23 protein-coding genes are annotated in these 25,207 nt (G+C 40.2%); 11 read left to right on the forward strand and 12 right to left on the reverse strand.

The window, feature by feature from the left end:
• Positions 1-63: 63 nt before the first annotated feature.
• The 5 genes from C0V77_RS14600 to C0V77_RS14620 form a co-directional block, all read right to left on the reverse strand.
• Complete coding sequence (locus C0V77_RS14600) at positions 64-1,128, reverse strand: two-component regulator propeller domain-containing protein (RefSeq protein WP_229236289.1); 1,065 nt, start codon at positions 1,126-1,128, stop codon at positions 64-66.
• A gap of 279 nt (positions 1,129-1,407) precedes the next feature.
• Positions 1,408-2,853 (reverse strand): Fe-S cluster assembly protein SufB, encoded by a 1,446-nt coding sequence (sufB, locus tag C0V77_RS14605; protein WP_101727078.1) that lies wholly within the window; start codon positions 2,851-2,853, stop codon positions 1,408-1,410.
• Between the two features lie 123 nt (positions 2,854-2,976).
• Positions 2,977-3,465 carry a hypothetical protein gene (locus tag C0V77_RS14610; protein ID WP_101727079.1) on the reverse strand — a complete coding sequence of 163 codons (489 nt, stop codon included), beginning with the start codon at positions 3,463-3,465 and terminating at the stop codon, positions 2,977-2,979.
• Between the two features lie 25 nt (positions 3,466-3,490).
• Positions 3,491-4,597 carry a lipid-A-disaccharide synthase gene (lpxB, locus tag C0V77_RS14615; protein ID WP_101727080.1) on the reverse strand — a complete coding sequence of 369 codons (1,107 nt, stop codon included), beginning with the start codon at positions 4,595-4,597 and terminating at the stop codon, positions 3,491-3,493.
• Positions 4,598-4,632: 35 nt separating this feature from the next.
• Entirely contained in the window at positions 4,633-5,043 is a 411-nt protein-coding gene (locus C0V77_RS14620; RefSeq protein ID WP_101727081.1) for a 6-carboxytetrahydropterin synthase, read from the reverse strand.
• Between the two features lie 209 nt (positions 5,044-5,252).
• On the opposite strand from C0V77_RS14620, the gene rfaD reads away from it, so the two are divergent.
• The 6 genes from rfaD (at position 5,253) to C0V77_RS14650 (ending at position 13,968) form a co-directional block, all read left to right on the forward strand.
• Positions 5,253-6,218, forward strand: a complete 966-nt coding sequence (gene rfaD / locus C0V77_RS14625; RefSeq protein ID WP_101727082.1) for an ADP-glyceromanno-heptose 6-epimerase — start codon at positions 5,253-5,255, stop codon at positions 6,216-6,218.
• Between the two features lie 155 nt (positions 6,219-6,373).
• Entirely contained in the window at positions 6,374-8,161 is a 1,788-nt protein-coding gene (gene lepA / locus C0V77_RS14630; RefSeq protein WP_101727083.1) for a translation elongation factor 4, read from the forward strand.
• 78 nt (positions 8,162-8,239) lie between these two features.
• Positions 8,240-10,399: a hypothetical protein gene (locus tag C0V77_RS14635; RefSeq protein ID WP_101727084.1), complete on the forward strand. Its 2,160-nt coding sequence runs from the start codon at positions 8,240-8,242 to the stop codon at positions 10,397-10,399.
• 134 nt (positions 10,400-10,533) lie between these two features.
• Complete coding sequence (locus tag C0V77_RS14640; RefSeq protein ID WP_101727085.1) at positions 10,534-12,138, forward strand: pyruvate dehydrogenase complex dihydrolipoamide acetyltransferase; 1,605 nt, start codon at positions 10,534-10,536, stop codon at positions 12,136-12,138.
• A 154-nt stretch (positions 12,139-12,292) separates the two neighbouring features.
• Positions 12,293-12,829 (forward strand): ATP-dependent protease subunit HslV, encoded by a 537-nt coding sequence (hslV, locus tag C0V77_RS14645; RefSeq protein ID WP_101727086.1) that lies wholly within the window; start codon positions 12,293-12,295, stop codon positions 12,827-12,829.
• Positions 12,830-12,981: 152 nt separating this feature from the next.
• A complete protein-coding gene (locus tag C0V77_RS14650; protein WP_101727087.1) occupies positions 12,982-13,968 on the forward strand; it encodes a phytanoyl-CoA dioxygenase family protein in 987 nt (328 codons plus the stop codon).
• A 92-nt stretch (positions 13,969-14,060) separates the two neighbouring features.
• Here C0V77_RS14650 and C0V77_RS14655 read toward each other — a convergent pair whose 3' ends face one another.
• From C0V77_RS14655 to C0V77_RS14665, 3 genes are all read right to left on the reverse strand, one after another.
• Entirely contained in the window at positions 14,061-14,465 is a 405-nt protein-coding gene (locus C0V77_RS14655; RefSeq protein WP_101727088.1) for an FdtA/QdtA family cupin domain-containing protein, read from the reverse strand.
• 118 nt (positions 14,466-14,583) lie between these two features.
• Positions 14,584-16,461 carry a hypothetical protein gene (locus tag C0V77_RS14660; protein ID WP_101727089.1) on the reverse strand — a complete coding sequence of 626 codons (1,878 nt, stop codon included), beginning with the start codon at positions 16,459-16,461 and terminating at the stop codon, positions 14,584-14,586.
• A gap of 91 nt (positions 16,462-16,552) precedes the next feature.
• Positions 16,553-17,017, reverse strand: a complete 465-nt coding sequence (locus C0V77_RS14665) for an Lrp/AsnC ligand binding domain-containing protein (RefSeq protein WP_101727090.1) — start codon at positions 17,015-17,017, stop codon at positions 16,553-16,555.
• A 574-nt stretch (positions 17,018-17,591) separates the two neighbouring features.
• Here C0V77_RS14665 and C0V77_RS14670 point away from each other — a divergent pair.
• On the forward strand, positions 17,592-18,830 hold the full coding sequence (locus C0V77_RS14670; RefSeq protein WP_101727206.1) for a DUF819 domain-containing protein: 1,239 nt from the start codon (positions 17,592-17,594) through the stop codon (positions 18,828-18,830).
• A 73-nt stretch (positions 18,831-18,903) separates the two neighbouring features.
• On the opposite strand, the gene C0V77_RS14675 is transcribed toward C0V77_RS14670, so the two are convergent.
• Positions 18,904-19,623, reverse strand: coding sequence for a 6-phosphogluconolactonase (locus C0V77_RS14675; RefSeq protein ID WP_101727091.1), 720 nt, complete (start codon positions 19,621-19,623; stop codon positions 18,904-18,906).
• A gap of 56 nt (positions 19,624-19,679) precedes the next feature.
• Positions 19,680-20,579, reverse strand: coding sequence for a 1-aminocyclopropane-1-carboxylate deaminase/D-cysteine desulfhydrase (locus tag C0V77_RS14680; RefSeq protein WP_101727092.1), 900 nt, complete (start codon positions 20,577-20,579; stop codon positions 19,680-19,682).
• A gap of 42 nt (positions 20,580-20,621) precedes the next feature.
• Between C0V77_RS14680 and C0V77_RS14685 the strand changes: the two genes are divergently transcribed.
• The 4 genes from C0V77_RS14685 (at position 20,622) to C0V77_RS14700 (ending at position 23,032) form a co-directional block, all read left to right on the forward strand.
• Positions 20,622-21,653, forward strand: coding sequence for an RluA family pseudouridine synthase (locus C0V77_RS14685; protein WP_101727093.1), 1,032 nt, complete (start codon positions 20,622-20,624; stop codon positions 21,651-21,653).
• 34 nt (positions 21,654-21,687) lie between these two features.
• The gene (locus C0V77_RS14690) at positions 21,688-22,140 is read left to right on the forward strand and encodes a GNAT family N-acetyltransferase (RefSeq protein WP_101727094.1); all 453 of its coding nucleotides are present in this window, start codon (positions 21,688-21,690) and stop codon (positions 22,138-22,140) included.
• Positions 22,141-22,454: 314 nt separating this feature from the next.
• Positions 22,455-22,709 (forward strand): hypothetical protein, encoded by a 255-nt coding sequence (locus C0V77_RS14695; protein ID WP_101727095.1) that lies wholly within the window; start codon positions 22,455-22,457, stop codon positions 22,707-22,709.
• 29 nt (positions 22,710-22,738) lie between these two features.
• A complete protein-coding gene (locus C0V77_RS14700; RefSeq protein ID WP_101727096.1) occupies positions 22,739-23,032 on the forward strand; it encodes a YtxH domain-containing protein in 294 nt (97 codons plus the stop codon).
• Positions 23,033-23,408: 376 nt separating this feature from the next.
• Here C0V77_RS14700 and C0V77_RS14705 read toward each other — a convergent pair whose 3' ends face one another.
• Together C0V77_RS14705 and C0V77_RS14710 are read right to left on the reverse strand one after the other, a co-directional pair.
• Positions 23,409-24,611: an FAD-binding oxidoreductase gene (locus C0V77_RS14705; protein WP_101727097.1), complete on the reverse strand. Its 1,203-nt coding sequence runs from the start codon at positions 24,609-24,611 to the stop codon at positions 23,409-23,411.
• A gap of 41 nt (positions 24,612-24,652) precedes the next feature.
• Complete coding sequence (locus C0V77_RS14710) at positions 24,653-25,120, reverse strand: hypothetical protein (protein WP_101727098.1); 468 nt, start codon at positions 25,118-25,120, stop codon at positions 24,653-24,655.
• Positions 25,121-25,207: the final 87 nt, after the last annotated feature.

Consider the following 25,207-nt stretch of genomic DNA (forward strand, 5'->3'; position numbering starts at 1 on the left):
TATCAAAGCTACTCATTACATGCTAATCCGACAAGTTTTTCCTAAAACTTCCTTTGAATCGTATTATTTCTTATTTTTAAAGTGGGTAATGACTTTTCCGTCAAATCGGCGCACGCCATCTAAAGCGCCAAACCAGATGCTTCCATCATGCGCTTCTAAAATGCCGAAAATCATGCCAGCATTAGCCTCAAATTCTGGATTTATTTTGGATACAGTTGGCTTTTGATTGGATAAAGATTTAGCCTCATATCGGGCAAGTTCCCATCTTCCGGTATAACCATTTTTGGCGCTCGTCCAGATGTTTCCATTTTTATCTTCATAAATAAACCCAATAAAATCTTTTGTGAAATTTGTAAATAATTGCCCTCCTGCCCTGAGCGCACCTGATGGGTCATAGCGCCAAAGACCATCGCTCCCACCAAGCCAGATGTTCCCCTTTTTGTCTTCAATTATTGAACGGACATTCGTAAATTTTTCACCATTGTTGGTAAGTACAGTAAATTTCCTGCCATCAAAAACATAGGCATTGCCTCTTGTACCAAACCAGAATTTTCCTGTTTTGTCTTCAATGATAGCATTCACATCATTATCGTCTTTATTTGCATTTGGTAAACCACCATTCGGTTTATAATTCTGAAACACTTTCCCATCGTAGCGGCTTGCACCACCTAAAGTACCAAACCACATATTACCTCTCTTATCTTCATAACTATATGGAACACTGTCATTGACAAGCCCATCCTTATTTGTAAAATTCCGAATAGATTTCTTACCTGCCGAGGGGTTGTAATAATAAACACCAGAACCAATGGAAGTGAACCAGAAATTCCCGTTTCTATCTTCTGTAACAGAAAAAAAACGGGCGGAACTCACATCTTTCATAACATTAACGAATGATTGTCCATCATAGCGATAAACCCCATCAAAAGCAGCAAACCAGATATTGCCCTTTTTGTCTTGCTTGATTGTCCGGTTAATAGTGCTGGGTACATTAGATGTAAGTACCTCTTTTGTTTCAGTATTGCTATTAACTATTAACAGGTCTGACCTGTTTTGTGCTTTGCATAAAGTGCTGGAAACTAGCATCAACAAAAGATAAAGGTGTAGAAATTTTGTCATTTTGCTCATTTATTACGGGTTTAACGAATCTACAAGTTTTGCTCTTGGCTTTATCGAAACACTTGTAAAAAAAGGTTAATGAAATGTTAAACTTTTCGTTTTGGGGTATTTCAGGCGGCTTCAGGGGCAAATACAAACAATAAAATCATATTCAGGCAAATCAAATTCGATGATATCCCATTTCTGCGATAAGCCGCAAGCATTGCACCTCTTCCTGCGGCAACAAAAAACCTCTCTGCATTTTGCAAAGAGGTTCTCATATAATTTAAATCGATGAATCTACTCTGATTACCCAACACTGCCTTCTAACGAAATTTCCAATAGTTTTTGTGCTTCTACGGCAAATTCCATTGGCAATTGGTTCAATACCTCTTTCACATATCCGTTTACAATTAAGGCAACGGCTTGTTCGGTAGGTATACCCCGCTGGTTACAGTAAAACAACTGGTCTTCGCCTATTTTTGAGGTAGTAGCCTCATGCTCCACAGATGCCGATGAATTGTTTACTTCAATATAAGGGAAAGTATGTGCTCCGCAACGGTCACCTAGCAGCAATGAATCACACTGCGAGAAGTTACGGGCATTTTGCGCTCTTTTCGAAATATCAACCAATCCTCTATATGAGTTCTGGCTTCTGCCCGCCGAAATACCCTTCGAAACAATACGGCTTTTGGTATTTTTACCGATGTGTATCATCTTGGTTCCGGTATCTGCCTGTTGCATATTATTGGTTACAGCCACCGAATAAAACTCACCGATTGAGTTATCGCCACGCAGAATAACTGATGGGTATTTCCAGGTAATAGCCGAGCCGGTTTCAACCTGTGTCCATGATATTTTAGAACCTTCTCCAAAACACAAGCCGCGTTTGGTAACAAAGTTATAAATACCACCTTTACCCTCTTTATCGCCCGGATACCAGTTTTGAACGGTCGAGTATTTCACCTCGCTGTCTTTATGGGCAAAAATTTCAACCACGGCAGCGTGCAATTGGTTTTCGTCGCGCTGAGGGGCAGTACAACCTTCAAGATAACTTACGTAAGCGCCTTCTTCGGCTACTATCAACGTGCGTTCAAACTGGCCTGTACCGGCAGCATTGATACGGAAATATGTTGAAAGCTCCATGGGGCAGCGTACCCCCTTTGGAATGTAACAAAACGAGCCGTCAGAGAAAACCGCAGCATTTAAAGCCGAATAAAAATTATCTTTCACCGGCACAACAGAACCCAGATATTTCTGAACCAGCTCCGGGTGTTCCTGAATAGCTTCTGACATTGAGCAGAAAATAATCCCCATTTCTTTCAGCTTTACCTTAAAGGTAGTAGCTACTGAAACAGAATCGATCACGGCATCAACTGCTACACCAGACAGGCGCTCCTGCTCTTTTAGAGAAATACCCAGACGCTCAAAAGTACGGCGTAACTCGGGGTCTATCTCATCAAGGCTATTGATAACCTTGGTCTGTTTAGGCGCTGAATAATACTTAATAGACTGAAAATCAACAGGCTGATACTTAACATTGGGCCATTTGGGTTCGGTCATGTTTTGCCAGACTCTGAACGCGTTCAAGCGCCATTGCAGCATCCATTCAGGCTCGTTCTTCTTTGCAGAAATAGCACGAACCACACTTTCATCTAATCCAGCCGGAACCTCATCAGCTTCAATATCTGTATAAAACCCGTATTTATATTCAGAGGTTGTTAATTCTTCTAATAATTCTAAGTCCTTACTCATGTATTTTTGCTTTATGCTCTGTTAGGCTAACACCAGTTAAGCTATATTTGTTCGCAAATTTAGCCTTAATAGCAATAAGATGCGCTTTTTTATTAAATTATTATGATAACTTACCCATTTTACCTATTTAACCACCTGAAAAGTGGCAACAAGCTGGTATTTGGTACCTTTATAATCAATATTTGTTTTGCCGGTAAATACGTTGTCGGAGAGGTCAACAATTTCAAAAACTGTATCCTTGAGTTCAACTCCCAAAAATACGATTCTGTCAATCTTAAACTTGGTTTCATTGTCAGTAAAGCTCCAGTTTGAACTTAGAATCAAATCCGGGTCTGCGGCATTACATTTTGAAGCGCCTTCTCTAAGCTCATAAGTACCATTTACTGCAAACACCAGCAGGTTATCTGTTATACATGCTTGTTGGGTAGAAACCAGGTCAATTTTGGCATCTGTAGTAATACTGGCCTCGGCTTTGGTGATTTTCCAGGATTTTGAAGAAGTACCGGCCATCAATTCGGTTCTTGATTTAAGCACCGTTTCTTTTTTGTCTTTACAAGACCAAATGGCCAGCATACCCAATACCAGTACAAATACTATTTTGTGGAGTTTCATTGTCTTTCAATAATTTATATATAAATCAGTTTTTTAAAATTTCAACTATTCTTTTACCCGTTTGTGCCGACGCCCCTGCACTACCCAATATCGCCCTTATTCTTTCATATTCTGCCAGTTGCGTGTCTCTTTCGGGCGACTTTACAAGAACTTTCATTATTTCAGCAGCAATGTTATCCGGTGTCAGCTCATCCTGAATCAACTCTCTTACGGCTTCTTTTTCTGCAATCAGGTTAACTAATGAAATATACGGCACTCTGATTAACCTGCTGGCTATACTATATGATAACCAGCTAGTTTTATAACACACCACCTGCGGCACGCCAAACAAGGCGGTTTCGAGTGTAGCGGTACCTGAAGTTACCATGGCTGCCTGCGCATGTGTCAGCAAATCATAGGTCTGGTCTGTAATCAGGCTTACCTCATGCCCCAAAAACTTTTCATAAAATTCGGCAGGTAAATTTCCTACCCCAGCAATAACGAACTGGTATCCCTGAAATTGCGCTTTGGTGGCAACCATTAGTTCAAGCATCTTTTCAACTTCCTGCCGTCTGCTACCCGGCAGTAAAGCAATTATTTTCTTTTCTTCCAGCTGATTCTGTTTCAGAAAATCAGGGTTTGGCTTGAAAGCCGCTATGGCATCAAACAACGGATTACCAACAAACTCAACTTCGTAGTTGTACTTGCGGAAGAAATCTACTTCGAACGGAAAAATGACAAATAACTTATCAATATTTTTTTTCAACTGCAAAGCGCGGCTCTGGTTCCAGGCCCAAACCTTGGGCGATATATAATAGAAAAGTTTATACCCTTGTGGTTTTGCCCATTTGGCAATCCGCATATTAAATCCGGCGTAGTCAACCAATACAATGCCATCGGGTTTAAATTCGTCAATCTGCTTTTTACACAAACTAAAAAAGCCAAGAATTTTGGACAGATTGGCCAGCACCTCTGCGAAACCCATAAATGCCAGCTCTTTATAATGCATCAAAACTTCTGCCCCGGCCTCCTGCATGTAGTCGCCACCCCAACCTTTTATCACAGCCTGCGCATCTGCCTGTCTGATTGCTTTAATCAGATTTGATGCGTGCAAATCTCCTGAGCGTTCACCAGCTATAATAAAGTATTTCATATTTATCAGTATAGAAGACCTTCAGAAAACAAAAATCAGTCGCCGAAGTACTCAACATAATGGTTAGGTGTTTCTATCAGTTTTACACAGTGCAAAGTAGTATTGTATTTTTCTTGCAGTACCGGTGCCAGAATTTTCCAGATTTCCACGGCAAAGATTTCTGTTGTCGGATACTTCCCTTTCAAAAAAGGCACGTCTTCATTCAAAAAGGTATGGTCTACCTTATCAGTTACCTCGCTTTTCATTACCTTACTTAAATCTTTCAGATCCATTACAAAACCTGTATTGGGGTCTATTTCTCCTTTCACGGTTACAACCAGCTCCCAGTTGTGCCCGTGTATGTTTGAACACAAACCAAAAACCTCTCTGTTTTTTTCGTCCGACCACTCCGCATTCCATAATCTGTGAGCAGCGTTGAATCGCTCACGCCTGGTTATATAAATCATATTAGTTATTATTACTCACACCGCCCATTCAGGGCGGAGCATTCTTCAAAAATTTTACAAAAATATCACCAAAAAAACAATAACACATTGCTACTAAAGGGGCTACGGGATATATTCTTTAAAAAGTGCAATTTAATCAAAGTTAAGTCTATGGATTTGCGTTTAGGAATGCATTAAATTTGCAATCTAATAACACTACTTAAAGTTCTATGATAATTGTTACGGGTGCCGCTGGTTTTATTGGAAGCTGTTTGATACAACGGTTGAATCAAGATGGCTTTAATTTTATCATTGCGGTTGACGACTTTTCTAATCCGCTGAAAATGAACAATTTAGCGAACAAGAAAATTCAGGAATTTGTTCACCGTGACGTTTTCTTTGAATGGCTCGATAAAAATCAGGCTGAAGTTGAGTTTTGTTTTCATATTGGTGCACGTACAGACACCACAGAATTTGATCAGGAGATTTTCAATAAACTGAACCTGAACTATTCTAAGCAAATATGGAAAAAGTGCCATCAATACCAGATTCCGCTGGTGTACGCCTCATCTGCTGCCACCTATGGTAACGGAGAATTTGGGTACGATGATAATGAGCTGCTGATTCCGCAATTAAAACCTTTGAACCCCTACGGCGAATCAAAAAATGATTTCGACAAATGGGCTCTTACACAAAAAGATTCGCCTTTCTTCTGGGCTGGTCTTAAATTTTTCAATGTTTTCGGGCCAAACGAATATCACAAAGGCAGAATGGCCTCGGTTATATTTCATTCTTATAATCAGATTAATGCCACAGGGGGTATAAAGTTGTTTAAATCTCACCGTGCCGATTATAACGATGGTGAACAAATGCGCGATTTCATATATGTGAAAGATTTAATTGATGTGCTTATTTATCTGATGCACTCGCGCCGCAACTCGGGTATTTATAACCTGGGCACAGGCAAAGCGCGCACCTTTCTGGATCTGGCCAAGGCAACTTTCGCTGCGTTGAACCTTGAACCACAGATAGAATTTATAGATACACCCGCCGACATACGCGATAAATACCAGTATTTTACTCAGGCAAATATGAGTAAGCTGCGCATGATTGGTTTCAAAAAACCTTTTACTTCACTGGAAGACGCAGTGCACGACTACGTGAGTAACTATCTGGTTGGAGATAAATATCTATAGAATCTTCATTTTATCCTCTTTTTCTTACTATTTTTGCGAACAAATGTATCGGTAACAGATTTCTGATATATCTATCAGCATTTTTGTATCGAATCAAACACAGGCGGGCTTTAAAACCAGAGGCACTGCCAATCTTATCCGGAACTTAACAGTAAATGAAAAATATTCGCAATTTTTGCATTATTGCACACATTGACCACGGCAAAAGTACACTTGCCGACCGCCTTCTTCAATCTACCAATACTATTTCAGACCGTGATATGCAAGCCCAGGTGCTTGATGATATGGACCTTGAAAGAGAACGAGGTATTACCATTAAGAGCCACGCTATTCAGATGAACTACACGTTTGAAGGCGAACAATTCATATTAAATCTTATAGATACACCCGGTCACGTCGATTTCAGTTACGAGGTTTCACGTTCTATTGCCGCATGTGAGGGCGCGCTTCTGGTGGTTGATGCGTCGCAGGGTATAGAGGCACAAACCATCAGTAACCTGTTTCTGGCTCTGGACCATGACCTGGAGATAATACCTGTTTTAAATAAAATTGACCTCCCCGGCGCAATGCCTGAGGAAGTTAAAGACCAGATAGTTGACCTGATAGGCTGCGACAGAGATTCTATTATTCCGGCAAGCGCCAAAGAAGGAATTGGTATCAATGAAATTCTTGAAGCCATTATTAAACGTATAAAAGCGCCGGTGGGGAATCCGAAGGCAGAACTGCAGGCCCTTATTTTCGACTCACAGTTTAATTCTTACCGTGGCATAGAGGTTATTTTCCGTGTAAAGAATGGCCGTATCAGTAAGGGCGACAAAGTAAAATTTGTGGCTACCGGTAAAGAGTATATTGCCGATGAAGTAGGTATTCTTAAACTTCAGAAAGAAGCAAGAGACTTTGTTGACTGCGGAGACGTTGGTTACATCATATCAGGTATAAAGGTGGCCAAAGAAGTAAAAGTGGGTGATACCATCACCCATGCTGAAAACCCTACCAAAGAAGCCATTAAAGGTTTTGAAGAGGTAAAGCCTATGGTTTTTGCAGGTATTTATCCGGTTGAGACTTCAGAGTTTGAAGACCTGAGAGAGGCCATGGAAAAACTTCAGCTGAATGATGCCGCCCTTATTTGGGAGCCTGAAACATCAGCGGCATTGGGTTTTGGTTTCAGGTGCGGTTTCCTGGGTATGCTTCACATGGAAATTGTTCAGGAGCGCCTGGAACGTGAGTTTGATATGACTGTACTGACCACCGTGCCGTCGGTGCGTTTCAATGTAATTGATAAAAAAGGAGAAACGCTGGAGGTTTCAGCACCGTCTGAAATGCCAGACCCCAACTATATTGACTGGATTGAGGAACCCTTCATCAATGCCCAGATTATTACAGCCGCCGACTACGTGGGCCCTATTATGGGCTTATGTATGGAAAAAAGAGGTATCCTGAAAAACCAGGTTTACCTGACAGCCACACGGGTGGAGCTTACTTTTGAAATGCCGCTTTCAGAAGTTGTATTTGATTTCTTCGACAAACTAAAAACCATATCCAGAGGCTATGCCTCACTTGATTATCATCTGATTGGCTATCGTGAGTCTAACCTAGTTAAACTGGACATCCTGCTTAATGGTGAACCGGTTGATGCACTTTCGGCCATTGTACACCGCGACAAGGCGTATGACTGGGGCAAAAAGCTTTGCGAAAAACTACGAGAGTTATTGCCACGCCAGCAATTTGAAATTGCCATTCAGGCAGCTATTGGCGCTAAAATTATTGCCCGCGAAACCGTAAAGGCACTGCGTAAAGATGTAATTGCCAAGTGTTATGGTGGCGATATTTCGCGTAAACGTAAGCTATTGGAAAAACAGAAAAAAGGTAAAAAACGTATGCGCCAGATAGGAACCGTAGAAGTGCCACAGGAAGCATTTATGGCAGTATTGAAAATCAGCTGATACAAGCGTATCCGGGTATCGCTTTGGCGTTGATGCACCTCTAGTTCTGGAATGTGAGATAAAAATTCTTAAATACGTATGCCCATTCTATTAGGATTTATTAATATAATAGGTTTGTTTCTCTATATCAGAGATGGTAAAGATAATGGAAACAGGGTTTCATTCATTAAGTCGCTGCTAGCCTTTTCGGTGTTTGTATTTCTGGTTACAGAGGTGTCAGCATTTTTTAACTGCCTCAACTCATTTTTTTTAATTGCATCATATCTTTTACTGGCCTTGTTTCTATGCAGGGTAGTTTTTTTAAAGAAGAAATGGGCTTTTGTTCATTTCAACGATATGTGTCTTACGCAGTACTTATCGGGCTTTAATACTTTCTTTTTCGTTTTCCTTTTCCTTGTTCTGGGATTTCTCACTTTTTATGTAACTCCTAATAATACAGATGCCTTAAATTATCATCTGGCCAGGGCAGACTTCTGGATACAAAACCAGAACCTGCAGCATTACCCTACCACTTCTCCGTTCCAGTTATATTATAACGTCATGTCGGAGTATTTTCTTTTGCACACGCTGGTGTTGGCAGGCGGAGATTACTTTGTCAATGCAGTTCAGTTTGTATCAATGGCAGGTACATTAGTAGCTGCTTCTCTTATAGGACAGCTATGGGGTGTAAGCAAAAAAGGGCAAGGTCTTGCAGCCATACTTGTTTTTAGTATTCCAATGGGGGTTGTGCAATCAACCACCAGCCAGAACGACTACCTGGCAAGTTTTTATTTCATTTGCTTTTTATTTTTTGGCAGTTTAATTTTTAAAAATAAAACTACTGTACCCAATAGGCAATTTTACTGGGCCATCGTGGCTCTTATGCTCGGCGGCTTTACAAAATATACTACTTTTATATATAGCATAGGTTTTATTGTTCTGTATGCAGTGTTTGTTTTTAAAAACAACTGGAAAGCTGCCATCAAAATCGGGTTTATTTCAGTAGGCTTGTTTCTCATAACTTTTTCCGCTTTCTTTTATCGCAATTTCATAGTTTTTGGAAACATCCTGATGCCCTCGCCCGGCAGTTTATTATACTATAATTACAGAAATGAACAAACAGGTTTAAAAGTAACGCTGTCTAATCTTTCAAAAATTGTTGGTAACCATATCGGCCTGCCTTTTAACTCCTGGAATTACGCCTACGACAGTTTCATACAGGGGTTTCATCAATTTATAGGCTATGACCTCAACAATCAGGCTTCAACATTTGCCAAGTATAATACACTTTTTTCTATTGGCGAAGATTTCTCAGGCAATTTCATCCATTTCTTTTTGCTTCTCTTTTGTGCCTGTTGGTTTGTTAATCCTAAAAACAGACAGTCCCAGGTTAAGAAAACCGTGCTAGTTTATTTTTCGCTGGCCGTTATTGGTTTAATTAGCTATGCCAGTATTTTTAAATGGCAAACCTTTCATTCGCGTACTCAATTACCATTTTTCATAGGTGCAATGCCTGTTGCAGCATTTATTGGCATGCAGATAATTAAAGACAGAAACAGGCTATTAGATACCCTAATTACCTTATTGTTGATTTCCACGCTTCCGTTTGTTTTTTGCAATACGCTCAAACCAATTATACCAGCTGCTTACTTTTTTAAGAAAGCCCTTGTATATGTACCGCACACCATCGGCGGACGGGAGGCTCAACTTGGCGAAAATGAATATAAAGAATTAACCGGAAAAGGATATTATACCAAAACCACTAGCCAGGACTTCGCCAATATAGCTTATCAGATAAAGCCGGATGTGAGTCTGGCTGAACGCAAAGAAATATTCAGGATTCTTGACCGCACAACATATTATGATTTTGCCAGACATAATATTTTTGAACGTAAAGAATGGAAACAGGGTTATTTTACATTTGATGATAAAACCTACAAGGCTTTTAACGGAATATTTGCCAGCTTAAGAAACAATGACCATAATCTGGGATTGGCACTGGAAACCAACTGGGTGCATCCATTTTTTATGTATGGTAAAAGCAAATATGGCAGCAGGTTCAGGTTTGGGTACGTAAAATACCCGCCAGAACTCAAGCCTATACCCAACGCGCAAAAATCTTTTACATACAGCGCGCTGGTAACAGACGATTCACTGATCATCAATAAATTGGCACCGGTAACAGCAGAAAAGAAGCAATTTGATAATATGACGCTTCTATTGCTGCAAAAGCCTGTAAATGAAGTATTTTACAAATAAAAATAAAGGCAGCAAAGAGCCGTACCCGAAAATTTAAAATTAAATTCTATCAAGTTTTCAAGGACATTAGGCTACTTTGTTATAATTTTAAGACTTGAATAAATAAAATCAAAAAAACCAGCAAATTTTATACAATGGCAGAAGTAATCCGAATGCCCAAGATGAGCGACACCATGGAAGAAGGTGTGATAGCAGCATGGCATAAAAAAGTTGGAGATACAGTAAAATCAGGCGATATTCTTGCAGAAGTAGAAACCGATAAGGCTACCATGGATATGGAGTCTTATTATGACGGAACACTTCTTTATATCGGTGTTGAGAAAGGACAGTCGGTTCCGGTTGATGCGATAATGGCGGTGGTAGGTAAACCCGGTGAAGACTTCCAAAGCCTGCTCAATGGCGGTGGTGCTGCTGCACCTGCAGAAGCGCCGAAAGAAGCTGCGCCAGCGCCACAAGCTGCTGCACCGTCTGCCCCTGCTGTTGATGTTTCTAATATTAAAGCAAAAACAGTACAGATGCCTCTTCTGAGCGACACCATGACAGAGGGTGTTATTCATGCTTGGTTGAAAAAAGTAGGTGATAAAGTGAAGTCTGGCGATATTCTGGCAGAAATTGAAACAGATAAAGCCACTATGGAACTAGAGGCTTATGAAGACGGCACATTATTGTATATTGGTATTGAGGCTGGAAAAGCCGCAAAAATAAACGAGGTTATTGCAGTAATTGGCGAAGAAGGCGCCGATTATCAGGCTTTGCTAAACAGCCAGGCTGGCGCTGCTGCCCCTGCTCCGGCAGAAACAAAAACTGAAGAGGCTGCTGCTCCGGCACAGGCTCCTGATGCAACTGAATCTCACGCTGCCAATAACGGACGTATTCTTGCCTCTCCTTTGGCCAAGCGCCTTGCAGAAGAAAAAGGTATTAACCTTTCAGACGTGAACGGTTCTGGTGAAGGTGGGAGAATAGTTAAGAATGACGTTGACAGTTTCAAACCTCAGGCTAAACCTGCGGCGGCAGCGCCAAGCGCTGCGCCTTCGGTAGCTGCTGCACCTGCCGGTCAGGAAAGTTATGAGGATGTTCCGCTTTCGCAAATGCGTAAGACTATTGCCCGTCGCTTATCTGAATCTAAATTCTCAGCTCCAGAGTTCTATCTGACGATGGAGATAACAATGGATAAAACCATAAAGGCAAGAGAGGCCATGAATGAGGTGTCGCCGGTTAAGATTTCATTTAACGACATCGTTATCAAAGCGGTATCTGTTGCACTTACCAAACATCCAATGGTAAATGCATCGTGGATGGGAGATAAAATCCGTAAAAACCATCATGTACATATTGGTATGGCCGTAGCTGTTGAAGAAGGTCTATTGGTACCGGTTATTCGTTTTGCCAATACCAAAACACTATCGCAGATTGCAGCTGAAACCAAAGACCTTGGCGGAAAAGCCAAAAACAAACAGTTACAGCCTAAAGATTGGGAGGGCAACACCTTTACCGTAAGTAATCTGGGTATGTTTGGTATTGATCAGTTTACATCTATTATCAACCCGCCTGAGTCTTGTATTCTGGCTGTGGGTGCTATTAAAGAAACGGTAGGCGTAAAAGACGGGCAGTTCTTTGCAACCAACATTATGAAACTAACCCTTACCTGCGACCACCGTGTGGTTGACGGAGCTACGGGAGCTGCGTTTCTGGTTACGCTGAAACAATTGCTGGAAGAGCCATACAAATTGTTGGTATAGTATTTTGTGTTACATATTATGCTTATATGGATAAATCCCTCAGTGTATACATGAGGGATTTATTTCTTTGTACAGGTTGTTGTATAGACACAACCGTATCTGGATGAATAATAGCTTATGATAGTGGGCCTGTGGCCAATAATAAAAATTTACAATGGAAAAAATACACTCAACCACCGTACTTGGTGTAATCCATAATGGTAAAGTTGCCTTAGGAGCAGACGGCCAGGCAACTATGGGAAACACCATTGCCAAAAGCAATGTGCGCAAAGTAAGAAAACTGTATGGAGGCAAAATACTGGCAGGATTTGCCGGTTCAACCGCCGATGCCTTTACACTGATTGAAAGATTTGAAGACAAACTTAACAGCTATGGTGGCAACATGAAAAGAGCCGCCATTGAACTGGCCAAAGACTGGCGCATGGACAGGTACCTTCGTAAGCTGGAAGCCATGCTGATTGTGGCCAATGAAACCGAAATGCTGGTTATATCTGGTACAGGCGATGTACTTGAGCCTGATAATCAGATTGCGGCTATTGGCTCTGGTAGTATGTTTGCCCAGTCGGCTGCTATTGCCTTAAAACGACATGCGACTGACATGAGCGCTATTGAGATGGTGCAGGAAGGATTAAATATTGCGGCCGATATATGCATTTATACCAATCATAATATAATCATTGAAACATTATGAGCTTATAAAACCAGATAAAATATAGTAGAGAAGGTTACATTAAAATAACAAGCATTTGTTGTTGGTTAAGCTTCATAATGCTAAATTCGGCAAAAATTTAACAATCCACCATGTCCCAACTAAAAGAATTTGCGAAAAAAATCTACTATCGCATGAATGGTCCACGCGATTTCGACACTGAAACACTTCCCTGGATTGACAGGGAAAATGCAGATATCAGTGAATTTTTAAAAACACATCAGCTAAGAGCCGATTTACCCTATAATCTTGAAGAAAAACTGAATTTCTGGAAAGAAAACGGGTACGTAGTTTTAGAGCAGGTTATACCGCACGAACTCATTGATTTGTATTGGTCTGATGTAATGGAGCTCATTAACAACCCATCAAAGTTTAAAACCTACGTTCAGATTGACCGTGATGAATTTAAACCCAAATTAATGAGGCACGCCTATGAATGGACAACCGGGCAGATTTTAGGCAAAATGGTTAAAATTAATGATTTCCATAACCAGAGCTTAGCTGCTAAAAAACTATTTTTATATAAAGATATTATTAGTTTCCTTGAAGCCATTTTTAACAGTCCGGTGGTAGGCATGCAAAGCCTTAGCTTTCTGTATGGAAGTCAGCAGCCTACCCACGCAGATTATCCCTGGGTTACAGCAAAGATACCCAGCAACTTAGCTGCTGCCTGGATTCCCGTGGAAGATGTACATATCAACTCGGGGCCTTTATATTATTTTGCAGGGTCGCATAAAAAAGTAAAGAAGTTCAACTTCGGAAACGGCATTTTTTATAGCGGACAATATTCTACCAAAACACCACTTGATTATGCCAGATACCTTGACAACCAGTGTAAAGAACTAAACCTGGAAAAGCAGACCTTACTTATTAAAAAAGGTGACGTGTTAATCTGGCATTCAGCGTTAGTTCATGGCGGCTCTATTATCAACGACCCAAATCAAACCCGTAAGTCATTCGTTTGCCATTATTCGTCGGCACAAGCCCTTCCATTCCATAGAGAAGCACCGGGTGCTGAACCAAAGAAGTTCAAACTCAATAACGGAACAATTTATGAGGATCCGAGAATACCTGACCAGGAAAATCTACTGAAAGAAAGAGGAGAAACTTTTAAAGGCTGATTCTGTTGGTTGCCTAAGAAGCTTAAAACAATAATTTTTTATAAACTCCCATTCTTCTTCAATAGCAGAATGGGAGTTTAGATATAGTTTCATTACCGAAAAGTAACTTTATTACCAGAATGGAGTTCTTTTTCCGGATAACGCTCAAAAATGTAATCTTCTTTATCATAAAACTGGTCTGAAAGCACAAGTAATACGGCGTTGTCAGTAAAATTGTACATTTCATGCCAATCTCTTGGGTCCAGAAGCAAACATTTATCGGGGGTATCTAAATCAAAAATCTGTTGTTCTTCTCCGTTATCAACAAACACTTTACAACTACCGCTTACACAGGTTAATGCATTTTTAGTCAGTTTATGTCTGTGTCCTCCCCTAACCTGATTCTTTGCGTCGTAAATGTAAAAGATTCTTCTGATGCCTTCGGGAAGTATTTTTTCAAACACCGTCAGACTTCCTTTTTCTGAAGAATATGTTTGTAAATGAAATAATTTGGCCATGAGGCTATACTTCTAATTTAATAGTAATTCAAAAAATTGTGAGCATTATCGTAAAATAAAGATTTTTTTTTAACAATAAAAAGCTGTTTGGCTCAATTAATGCTAAAATAATATATTTTTAATAACACCCACACGGAAATCTCATAGATAAAACCTTCTCCCGATTCACCAATTTCCGCCATTCGTCTGGTTTAGGTATAAAAACTGCTCTGCCGGCTCCGGGTAATACTGTTGCTGCAATAGGCATACCTAATGTCTTAACAATTCTGTTGTAGGTTTGTTCAGAAATCAAATCAATGCACAGGTTTATTCCGCAGAAATCGTTATACTGAAAGTACTTCACCAAATATGCGAGTTGTTCTTCTGTCAGGTCTTCCAGTCGTTCGCGCTTAGCTTCAGGATTAAACTGCTGAAGCGTTTGCATGGCAGATACATTTATTTTTGTAAAACTTCTGATGGTTTGTGGTTGAATGTAACTGTAATAAGCGCCCATTACTTTTTTATGGTGGAATCGCCTCAAAGCATAAATGTTGCAGGTTTTTTCATAAAGCGGACAAAGGTTTTCTTTCATACCAGAACCATCGCCTCCTACAATACAAAAAGGAAAATCAAGTACGGCCTCCCCTTTTTGTTTTTCAATAATACCCATGTAATTGAAAAAATTGCTATCTACCTCATAAGGCAATTTATTATAGAGGCTTCTGTAAACAACCACCAATTCGGTAAGTCCGGTAATACACATAACACCAATCAGCCAATTGCGATATTTTACCTGGTAAAAGTTAACAGTTAAAAAGAAACAAGAGAATATAACCGGTAAAATAGAGGTAAATCTGGATGGTACCCGATTATAAGTACCCCAGGGAAAAATCTTTACTGTTGGCACCCGGTTCGGGTGATAAAACGTATAAATCAACAGAAGAATTAGCAGTGGTAAAAAAGTCAGCCAGTATTTTTTGCGGTTTAGCCACAAGCCCGTTATACCTGTAATCAGGCAAAACCAGCCGGGACTACCAGAGCCGAGCCCCTCTGGTTTATCTTTTAAGATATCCGTCAGCGGATAAAACGTTACATCAAAAAAAGGGAAATAAGGAAAAAGCATTCTTAACGGATGGCTCCACATGGCCACCGTCTTTTCAGTATTACGATAATATACCAGATTAGACTCCTGATAAATCTGCCAAACAAGCGGCAGGTAAAAATACAATAATAGCAGAGGCGGAACCGCAAGACCTAAAAAAAAACATTTATTTTGCTGCAATTCATTGGCCCAGTCAGAAAAATAGCCCAAAACCTGGTTATCGTTATTCAGATACCTGTAAATGAGCACAATGGCGGCCACAAAAAAACTGAGCATAAAACTGCTAAGGGCGTAGCCACAAATATATCCGAGATTCATACCCAAAGTAGCAATCAGGACAAATGCCTTTAGGAAAACCCATTTCAATGAAATTTTCTCTTTCAAAGCAATTCTTTTGATTAAAACAAAATCAGCAAATATGCTCAGGATGGTCCAGTGTATCGTACTATGATTAAAATGGTATGGGTATTTATGCAAAGCATAAAAATTGAAGAATGTTACCACAAAGCCAGCAAAAAAGGCTTTTCTTGGCCCAAAATCTTTCTTTAAAAGCAAATAAGAACCCAGAAACGATATTATCAGACTTAATACATAATAATAATTAAGCCAGGCGCCATGCCCCAGCCATTTATAAAACAATGCATACCAATAATTGCTTTCGAGCGACCAGTCTGAAAAAACCTGAGTAACACCAAAAGGATAAAGTGTCTGGTTTTGCCTTAAATTTAACTGCGGAAATACATCAAATGTGAGGTTTTCTGAAAGATAATAACCTACAAACTCCCATTCGTCAATATCTCCGCCACCAGTAACAGGCAGGCTAAAATTTCTTACAAACACAATACCATATATTACCGGTAGCAACAGGGCTGCAATAATAAAAAGCAGGTTTTGTTTATTTTTTTTAAAATTCATTACTGATGGCAGATAGTTAAGTAACTACACACCACAAAAGTAAGAATTTAGATATGGCTTTGCTGTTGATAATTGAAAAAATAGTAAGCTATTAAAGCAAAGGAATGGGCCTGACAGTGCGTTCTTCCAGAGATATGAAGGTTTCAGTTCGCTGTATACCTTGTACTTTCTGCACTTTGTCGTGCAGCACCTCCCTCAAATGCGGGGTATCTCTGCAAACAATTTTGGCAAAAATACTATACATACCTGTTGTATAATTAATGCTTACTACCTCTGGTATTTTTTCCAGTTGGTCAGCCACCTCGTCATACAAAGAGCTTTTATCAAGATAGATACCAATAAATGCGCTGATGTCCCAACCGAGTTTAATGGGGTCAACAATCAGCTGTGAACCTTTTACTATGCCCATTTGTTCCATTTTTGCCATCCTAACGTGTACGGTTCCACCCGAAACATAGATTTTTTCACCAATGGCAGTGTAAGGCATTTTAGCATCTTGCATTAATAATGACAATATCTTCAGGTCTGTTTTGTCAATTTCGAAATTTTTGTCCATTAGATTAGTAGGTTTTTGATAAATTGTCAATAAAGTTAATTTATTTTTAACAATTATCTAAATTTTAAATAATATTTATATAAAATTTGCAACAGTCAGATTTTTTGCCGTATCTTTGTAGTGTCAAAAGGGAACAAATAGTGAACTAAGACATGATAATGTAAGGTGATGAAATTGGCAGCCATGCCCTCCTGTCTCGGGGGTGGTGATAATAGGACAAACGCAGCATAAAGCCGGACAATTTTAGTCGACTGGGATTGACCACCAAAATTTGTACTGTGGCTAACTACACCGTGGGCGGTTCGAGTCCCCCTCTTACAGCGTGAAGTATGAAAGATTTATGGATAAATTTCTTTCATACTTTTTTTTTAAGTATGTTTGCTTAGCAAAAACATTATTTGGTTTTTAGTTTGTTGATGAAGTGTAATTGCGACACGCAGTTCCGAATTGAGGATTGCGTGTTTTTTATTTAACGCGTTTTAAGGCCTTCAGGAACCGTTTTTTCAGGTCTTTTGGCTTAATCAAACTATTTGAAAATGTTTACCAAACCCCCTATGACGAACTGAAACCATCCATGAAATCAGACACCCCGATATTTACTAACGACGCCATTGTGCTGGGCATTCTGCTGGGCACACTTGCAATCATATTCTATTCAACTAAAGTAAAAACCTTCAGTAAATTCTTTAAAGTTGTACCGCCTATTCTTCTTTGCTTTTTTATACCCGGCCTGTTGAGTTCGTTTAACGTGATTTCAGCAGCTGAGTCTCAGCTTGATGAAACCGCCTCAAGATTCCTTCTTCCGTGCTGCCTGGTGTTTTTTACATTGGGTATCGATTTCCAGTCCATTAAAAAACTCGGCAGTAAAGCCCTTTTTGTTTTTCTGATTGGCGCGCTGGGCGTAATGGCAGGCGGGCCTCTAGGTTTAATGGTGGGCAAAACAATAGACCCCGGCTTTTTAAACAGAAATGGTGAAGAAGTATGGCGCGGACTGGCCACTATAGCCGGTAGCTGGACAGGCGGCAACGCTAATCAACTGGCGCTAAAAGAGATATTTCAGCCTGCCCCCAATGTTTTTGCTCAAACCAGTGTAATAGACGTACTGTTTTCTGAATTATGGCTGGGTCTGCTTCTTTACTTTGTTGGAAAAGCCACTATTCTCGACAAAAAAATGAAAGCAGATGCCACAGTAATTGACGAAATAAGAATAAAAGTTGAAACTGACGGAATAAAACAAAAGAACCCCGATTTTCAGGATTTGACCATACTTATGGCCGTAGGGTTTGGCATAACCGCTTTTTCGCATTTACTTGCCGATACCATTGCTCCGTTTATTGAAACTAACTATCCTGCTTTAAAAGCTTACAGCCTGGCCTCAAAATCATTCTGGATAGTTACCATTGCCTCTTCTACCGGTTTGGTGCTATCAACCACCAGAGCCCGTCAGCTGGAGGCCCTGGGAGCCACCAAATTCGGCACTTTATTTTTGTATATACTCATTACAACTATCGGAATGCAATTGCATATTTTTGATGCTTTCAGCAATCCAACGCTGCTCATTGTGGGTCTGGTCTGGATACTCACCCATGCAGTATTCACCTTAGTGGCAGCCTGGCTAGTAAAGGCGCCATTCTTTTTTACGGCTGTTGGGTCGCAGGCTAATGTGGGTGGTGTGGCGTCGGCCTCTGTGGTGGCTGCGGCTTTTCACCCGTCGCTGGCTCCTATTGGTGTTTTACTGGCTATTCTGGGCAATGCCATCGGCACCTATTGCGGTTATATAACCGGGCTGATAATGCAATGGATAGCCAACTAATATTACAAATAATTAAACCCGGATAAATGTTTTATGCTACATTTATCCGGGTTTGATTGTACTGGTACCCAAGCTATTCTAAAAACGAAGCAGCTGCTTTATCTATCCAAACCTGGCCATTGGTGTGTTTTTTAAAGACCGTAGCCGGCAGATTAATGTTGGGCTCCTGAGCGACTATTTCTCTCATTATATCCGCCTTTCTCTCTCCCGTGGCTATCAGAATGGCTGTCTTTGCTTCCAAAAGGTGCTTTAAGCCGATAGTTATACCCTGCGACAAGTCAGTACTTTGTTGAAAGTATTTCTGCCCGGTACTGATAGTAATATCTGCCAGTTTTGATACGTGGCTGTATAAATCAAAGCTGGTTCCCGGCTCGTTTAGTCCTATATGCCCGTTCAGCCCTACTCCAACCAGTATAACATCTACACCGCCTTTATCGAATATCAGCTGGTCTACCCTTTTGCATTCGCTTTGGAGGTCGTCTGTCATCGAATCAAAAAAAGTATATTGTGCTGTATTAATTCCTAAAGGTTTCAGTAGATTCTCTTCCACAATATACCGGCAACTGCCCTCGCTTGTGGCAGGTATGCCAACCCATTCGTCGAGGCCTATAAAGGTAGCCTGAGCAAAGTCTTCCGGTTGAGCCAGCTCAACAATTTTTTTATAGGATTGCACGGGGGTGTCACCCGATGTGAGTATAAATGTGGCTGTGGGTTTTTCTTTTACTGTATTAATGATAAATTTCGCTGTATGCGTGGCTAATTCCTGAGAATCGTTGAAAACTTCAATTTGCATAGAGAATCGGTTTAATATTAAGGTTGAATGAATCTTAAGACAAGATACAAATGTATTTATTTTTGGCAGAATCTGCGTAAGCCACCTGTATGAATTAATACAACGGTACTATCTGGCCTGATTTCGGATTTTAATAACTGATAAAACGCATAAAACATTTTGCCCGAGTAAACGTGTTCAATATCAAAACCATGTTTCTGCTGAAACCATTCTATAAAACTTTTCAATTCGGGTGTATTTTTAGCATAACCGCCCTGATGAAAATCATGAAAAAACCTGAAGTTCTTTTTATTCTGATGTGCTTTGTTTTCAATCAGATTAAGTATCTCGGTTTCAAGATACTCGGCGTTTTTAAGTACACATACCCCCATTATTCTGGTCTGGTCTGTAGCATTAATTAAACCGGCCATTGTTCCGCCAGACCCTATCGGGCAAAAAATATAATCGGGCGCATAACCCAGCTGGCTTGTTATTTCCTGATACATTTCTGCTACCCCTGCCATTGCCAGTGCATTGCTGCCGCCTTCCGGCACTATGTATTCATCGTCTTTTCTATAAATACTCAGCAGATTTTCTTTATCACGGTAGGCTTCTCTTGTAACAAACAGCAATTGCATACCGCATTGATGTGTGTATTGCAAGGTAATACTTGAGTTTTCATTCAGTTCGTCGCCTCTTATTATCCCTCTGGTTTCAAAACCCAGATATTTGCCAGCCGCAGCCATTGCATATAAATGATTAGAATGCGCCCCGCCAAAGGTTATCAGTTTACTGTATCCCTTACTTTTTGCCTGCAGTAGATTATACTTTAACTTGCGCCATTTATTGCCCGAAATCTGAGCATGTATTAAATCATCTCTTTTTACATAAACTTTCAGGGCTTTTTCATCAAAGGCGGTGTCGGTCAAAGGCGCTAATGGAGAAGGCAGATTTAGTATTTTTTCAAAATCAAACATATCTTTGCACAAAAAACAGAATTAGGTCCAAAATTAATCAGAATGTCTGAAATACAAGATAATATAGATAACGACGACGAGGAAGAACTTTATGAACACCAGCGGATTGTGGTAGATAAAGGCCAGGCTTTGATGCGGCTTGATAAATACCTACCGCATTTTTCAAAGAATATTTCACGAAACCGCATCCAGAACGCCATCGATGCCGAAACCATAAAGGTAAACGGTCAATCAGCCAAGGCCAGCTATAAGGTTAAACCGTTTGATGTTATCACCTATTCTTTGCCCAAGCCTCCACGCAATACCGAGCTGATACCTGAGGATATCCCGCTCAATATTGTTTTTGAAGACGAAGACATCCTGATTATCAACAAACCTGCAGGTATGGTAGTGCACCCGGCCTTTGGCAACTGGACAGGCACGCTGGTAAACGGTTTAATTTATTACCTGCAAAACCTGCCTACCCATCGTAACGGCGAAATCCGCCCAGGTCTGGTGCATCGCATTGATAAAGATACCTCCGGCTTATTAGTTATTGCCAAGAACGATTACGCTATGACTTACCTGGCCAATCAGTTTTTTGAGCATTCAATTGAAAGAACATACTATGCTTTGGTTTGGGGTGTACCCAAAGAAGAAACCGGAACAATTCATAATTTTATTGGCCGCAGCCTGAAAAACCGCAAAGTATCTGATGTGTATCCGGATGGCGATTACGGCAAAGAAGCCATTACGCATTACAAAATTCTGAAAGACTTACGTTATGTGTCGCTGGTGCAATGTAACCTTGAAACCGGCCGTACACACCAGATACGCATACACATGAAACACCTGGGGCATCCTTTGTTTAATGATGCCGAGTATGGTGGCGATAAAATTCTGAGGGGACAGGTATTTAACAAATACAAACAATTTGTAGAAAACTGCTTTGAATTAATGCCCCGGCAGGCGCTCCATGCCAAAACACTGGGTTTTATACATCCTCGCACCAAGCAATGGATGCAGTTTGATACCGAACTGCCACAAGACTTTAAGAATGTGCTTGCCAAATGGGAGAATTACGTTACTGAATAGAAGCGCCTACTGCTAACCATTAAACAACCTTGTAATGAAAATAAAGATCAGAAAAATAAGAAAACAGGATGTTCAGCAGGTTTTTGATCTGGTATATGAACTAGCCGTTTATGAAAAAGCACCTGAACAGGTTACCAACACCGTAGAAATGATGTTGAAAGATGGCTTTGGCAAAAACAAAATATTTGGTTGTTTTGTGGCCGAGGTTGACGGTAAAATACAAGGAATATCTATATATTATTTCCGTTACTCTACATGGAAAGGCAAACGGCTGTATCTGGAAGACATAGTGGTTACCGAGGCTATGCGCGGTAACGGGCTGGGCAAACAATTGTTTGACAAAACAATTGAAGAGGCCCGCAAAACCAATTGTACGGGTATGATGTGGCAGGTGCTGGACTGGAACGAGCCGGCCATTAACTTTTACAGAAAGAATTTTCCGACCAGATTTGATGGCGAGTGGATTAACTGCCATATCGATTTCTGATATCTCCATTATACTTATGGCTGCCGTGTACTTGCTGTTTTCCGGCAGCCTTCTTTTCTTCATCATTGCCTGGTTTGCTTAATTTTCAGGCATTTTATACACATGCTTCCTCTTCAGTGCTGGCTTTACGCTTAATTCTAAACATTCTCACTTAAAAAATAGCTGTGAGCTTCGCCTTCTGGCAATTGTAAAAGTTGCCGATTTTCCTCGTCTGGCTGCTCATCGTGTGGAATTTCAACCCCAAACCAGCTTCAAAAAACCGTTTTTTTTGTAGGTATAGCTTTTTTGATTGAAGAAGCATTAAATCTGCAACCATGAAAATACCAGACAAAAACAATCAAAACGAACCAATCGACAAAGATGTTGAAGAACAGGTACACGAAGAGAAAAATCTCAATCTAAAGAAAATGTTACTTTGGGTTGTAGGGCTAGTGCTGTTTTTTTCAATAATAGCCTGGATTGGTGGGTTTATTACTGTTGGGGGCCCCGATAAAGGTGGAAGATTCGGTTCACTCAGTCCGCAGGATTCATCAGCAGTAGTAAAGAGTGACACAGTTAAGGCTGAATAATTTTTTTGTATCATTAAAACACAAAGACTATGAAAACTGAAAGAGAGGAGTTAAAAGATAAAGTAAAAGACACCACTGAAAACCTGAAAGATAAAGCGGCAAACGCTTATGAGGATACAAAACAGAAATTGGAAGACGCAAGCGAAAACGCAAAGGAAAAGTGGTCTGAAACCAGAGAAAACGTAAAAGACAAGTGGTCTGAAACAAAACAGGAGGCCTCTGAAGCCTGGGAAAAAACAAAAGAAAAAGCTGATGATATAGGCGATAAAGTGTCTGACAAAGCCAAAGAAGCGAAAGATAAAGTTAAAAGCTGGCTTAGTTAATCATATTAATCGTGGATTCTATAGTGGTTGTGAAAGTCAAACAGGGGTATAGTTTTTGTTATACCCCTTGTTTTAATTTTTCAGATACGTTTTATAAAAATCTGTAACCGCACAATTAAAAGTCATTTATAAATTCTCTAAACGATTTATAATAGCTACTTAAATTCACACAATACATAAAAATCGCTTACTGAATTCGCACAAAAAAATTAAATCCAAATCTGCACAATTATACTTTAAATGGGTAGCTAAACCCAAAAAAGCGGGGTCTTTTTATAAAAACTCTGCTTTTTTTATGCTCGTCCATCAGCCATTAAAAACTTAGTTTGTATGTAATTGCTAAGCTATTTATGTAATGACAGGCACCATTTTTATCTTATCGCGTAAACTTGAAAATTTCGTCTCCTTCATGCTTTTTACCTAACATTTTGTCTTTAATCATCTCTGCTGCTATCTGGCTGAACACAATCCCGTTGCCACCAAAACCAAGTGCATAGTAGGTATGTGGTTGCCCGGCAATAGTACCAATATACGGAAGCCCGTCTTTGGTTTCGGCAAAGGTGCCAGACCAGCAAAAATCAGTTCTGAAATCAATATCCGGAAACTTTTTCATAAAAGCCTCTTTCAAAAGCTTACCTTTTTTTGTTGTCATCCTGTCTCTTTTTTCCGGATTATAAAAAGGTTCATCTTTTCCGCCTACCAATATCCGGCCGTCATCTGTGGCTCTGATATACAAATACGGACGGGCTGTTTCCCAGATAAGACAGTTCTCATGCCATAGAGTTGGGCTTTCAATTGGCTCGCTCACAATGGCAAATGACGAGTTAAAATCTACTACTTTTTTGGGTACATAAGCCTGCGACTCATACCCACAGGCAATTATCAGTGTTTTAGCCTTTACGGTTTCGCCGTAGTTGGTTTTAAGTTCTACCCCTGCCTTGCTCTGTTTTATTTCAACAACCTCTGTGCTATCAAAAACCCCGAGCCCGTTTTTTATTGATTCATTGAGTAGCTCATGTGTAAAACAGTATGCGTCTATTTGCGCACCGGCTGCCGACATCAGGCCGGCTGGCGCTTCAAATGGGAAAATTGCCTTTATATCGTCTCGTTCTAGTATATCCAGCTCAATGCCTATCCCTTTTCTTAACACATACTCAGACCTGATTTCCTCTGCCTCTTTTTCTTTTGAAGCATAGTAAAAGCTTTTTTTGTAACTAAAACCCACGTCTGCATTAAAAGATTTTGTAATTGCATGAATTTTATCAATGGCCTCAATACACATCAGGTAGCTTTGTTCTGCTTTCTTTTTTCCAACAAGGCGGGTCAACTCGCCCAATGGCGTATCAATTTCGTATTGCAACAAGCAAGTGCTGGCACAGGTACTACCCATACCAATTTTTCTTTTGTCGAGCATGATTGCAGAAATGCCTGCTTTGGTAAGATGGTAGGCAATTAAAGCGCCGGTAATACCGCCACCCAGAATGGCCACGTCAATAGTACACGATTGTTTTAAGGAAGGATATGAGCGTACAATACCGTTCTTCATCAGCCAGAACGGCGATTCAGTTCTAAGATCCATGCAGTTATTCAGTAATTGTGTGGTTGTGTAATTAGTGTCTATCAATAGATAAAAGCCAGATCAAATGCTTCTTGTGTTGATTCAAACGATTTTCTCAGATTTGAAACATGCACATCGAGAACGCTTTTTACTTCAGGCCATGATAACAGTTGAAGTACGCTAAGAGCCGAAGCATAGGCTTTTTCTGCAAATTTATCGCCCAACTGGCATGAAACCGCCACTGTACGCGGGTTAGTAGACGATGCAGCCATTGTGTAATAAAACTGCGATTGGTGCAGCTTGTCTCCTTCCAATTTACGCAGATTACTTTCAGGCTCGTTTACAATTTCAAGCGAGCGGTCAATAAACTCACTGAGAGACTTGCTCTCGTTTATTTTGACCTCGAAGTACTTTTTTGAACTTCCGTTCTTGGTCATATCCACAGCTTTCTGATATCCCTTAGCTCTCACAGTATTAATTTCCCGGAGTTGTTTCAGGCTTCTCAATGCTTCTTCATTTAGCTTGTTCATGGAAATAAATGTTTTTTATCTTTGGCTTTAACTTTCTGTGAAATTGGGAATAAATTCTAATCCTGAGAAAGAAAAAAGTCATACCAC

Source organism: Emticicia sp. TH156, from assembly GCF_002855535.1.
Classification (GTDB): domain Bacteria; phylum Bacteroidota; class Bacteroidia; order Cytophagales; family Spirosomataceae; genus Emticicia; species Emticicia fluvialis.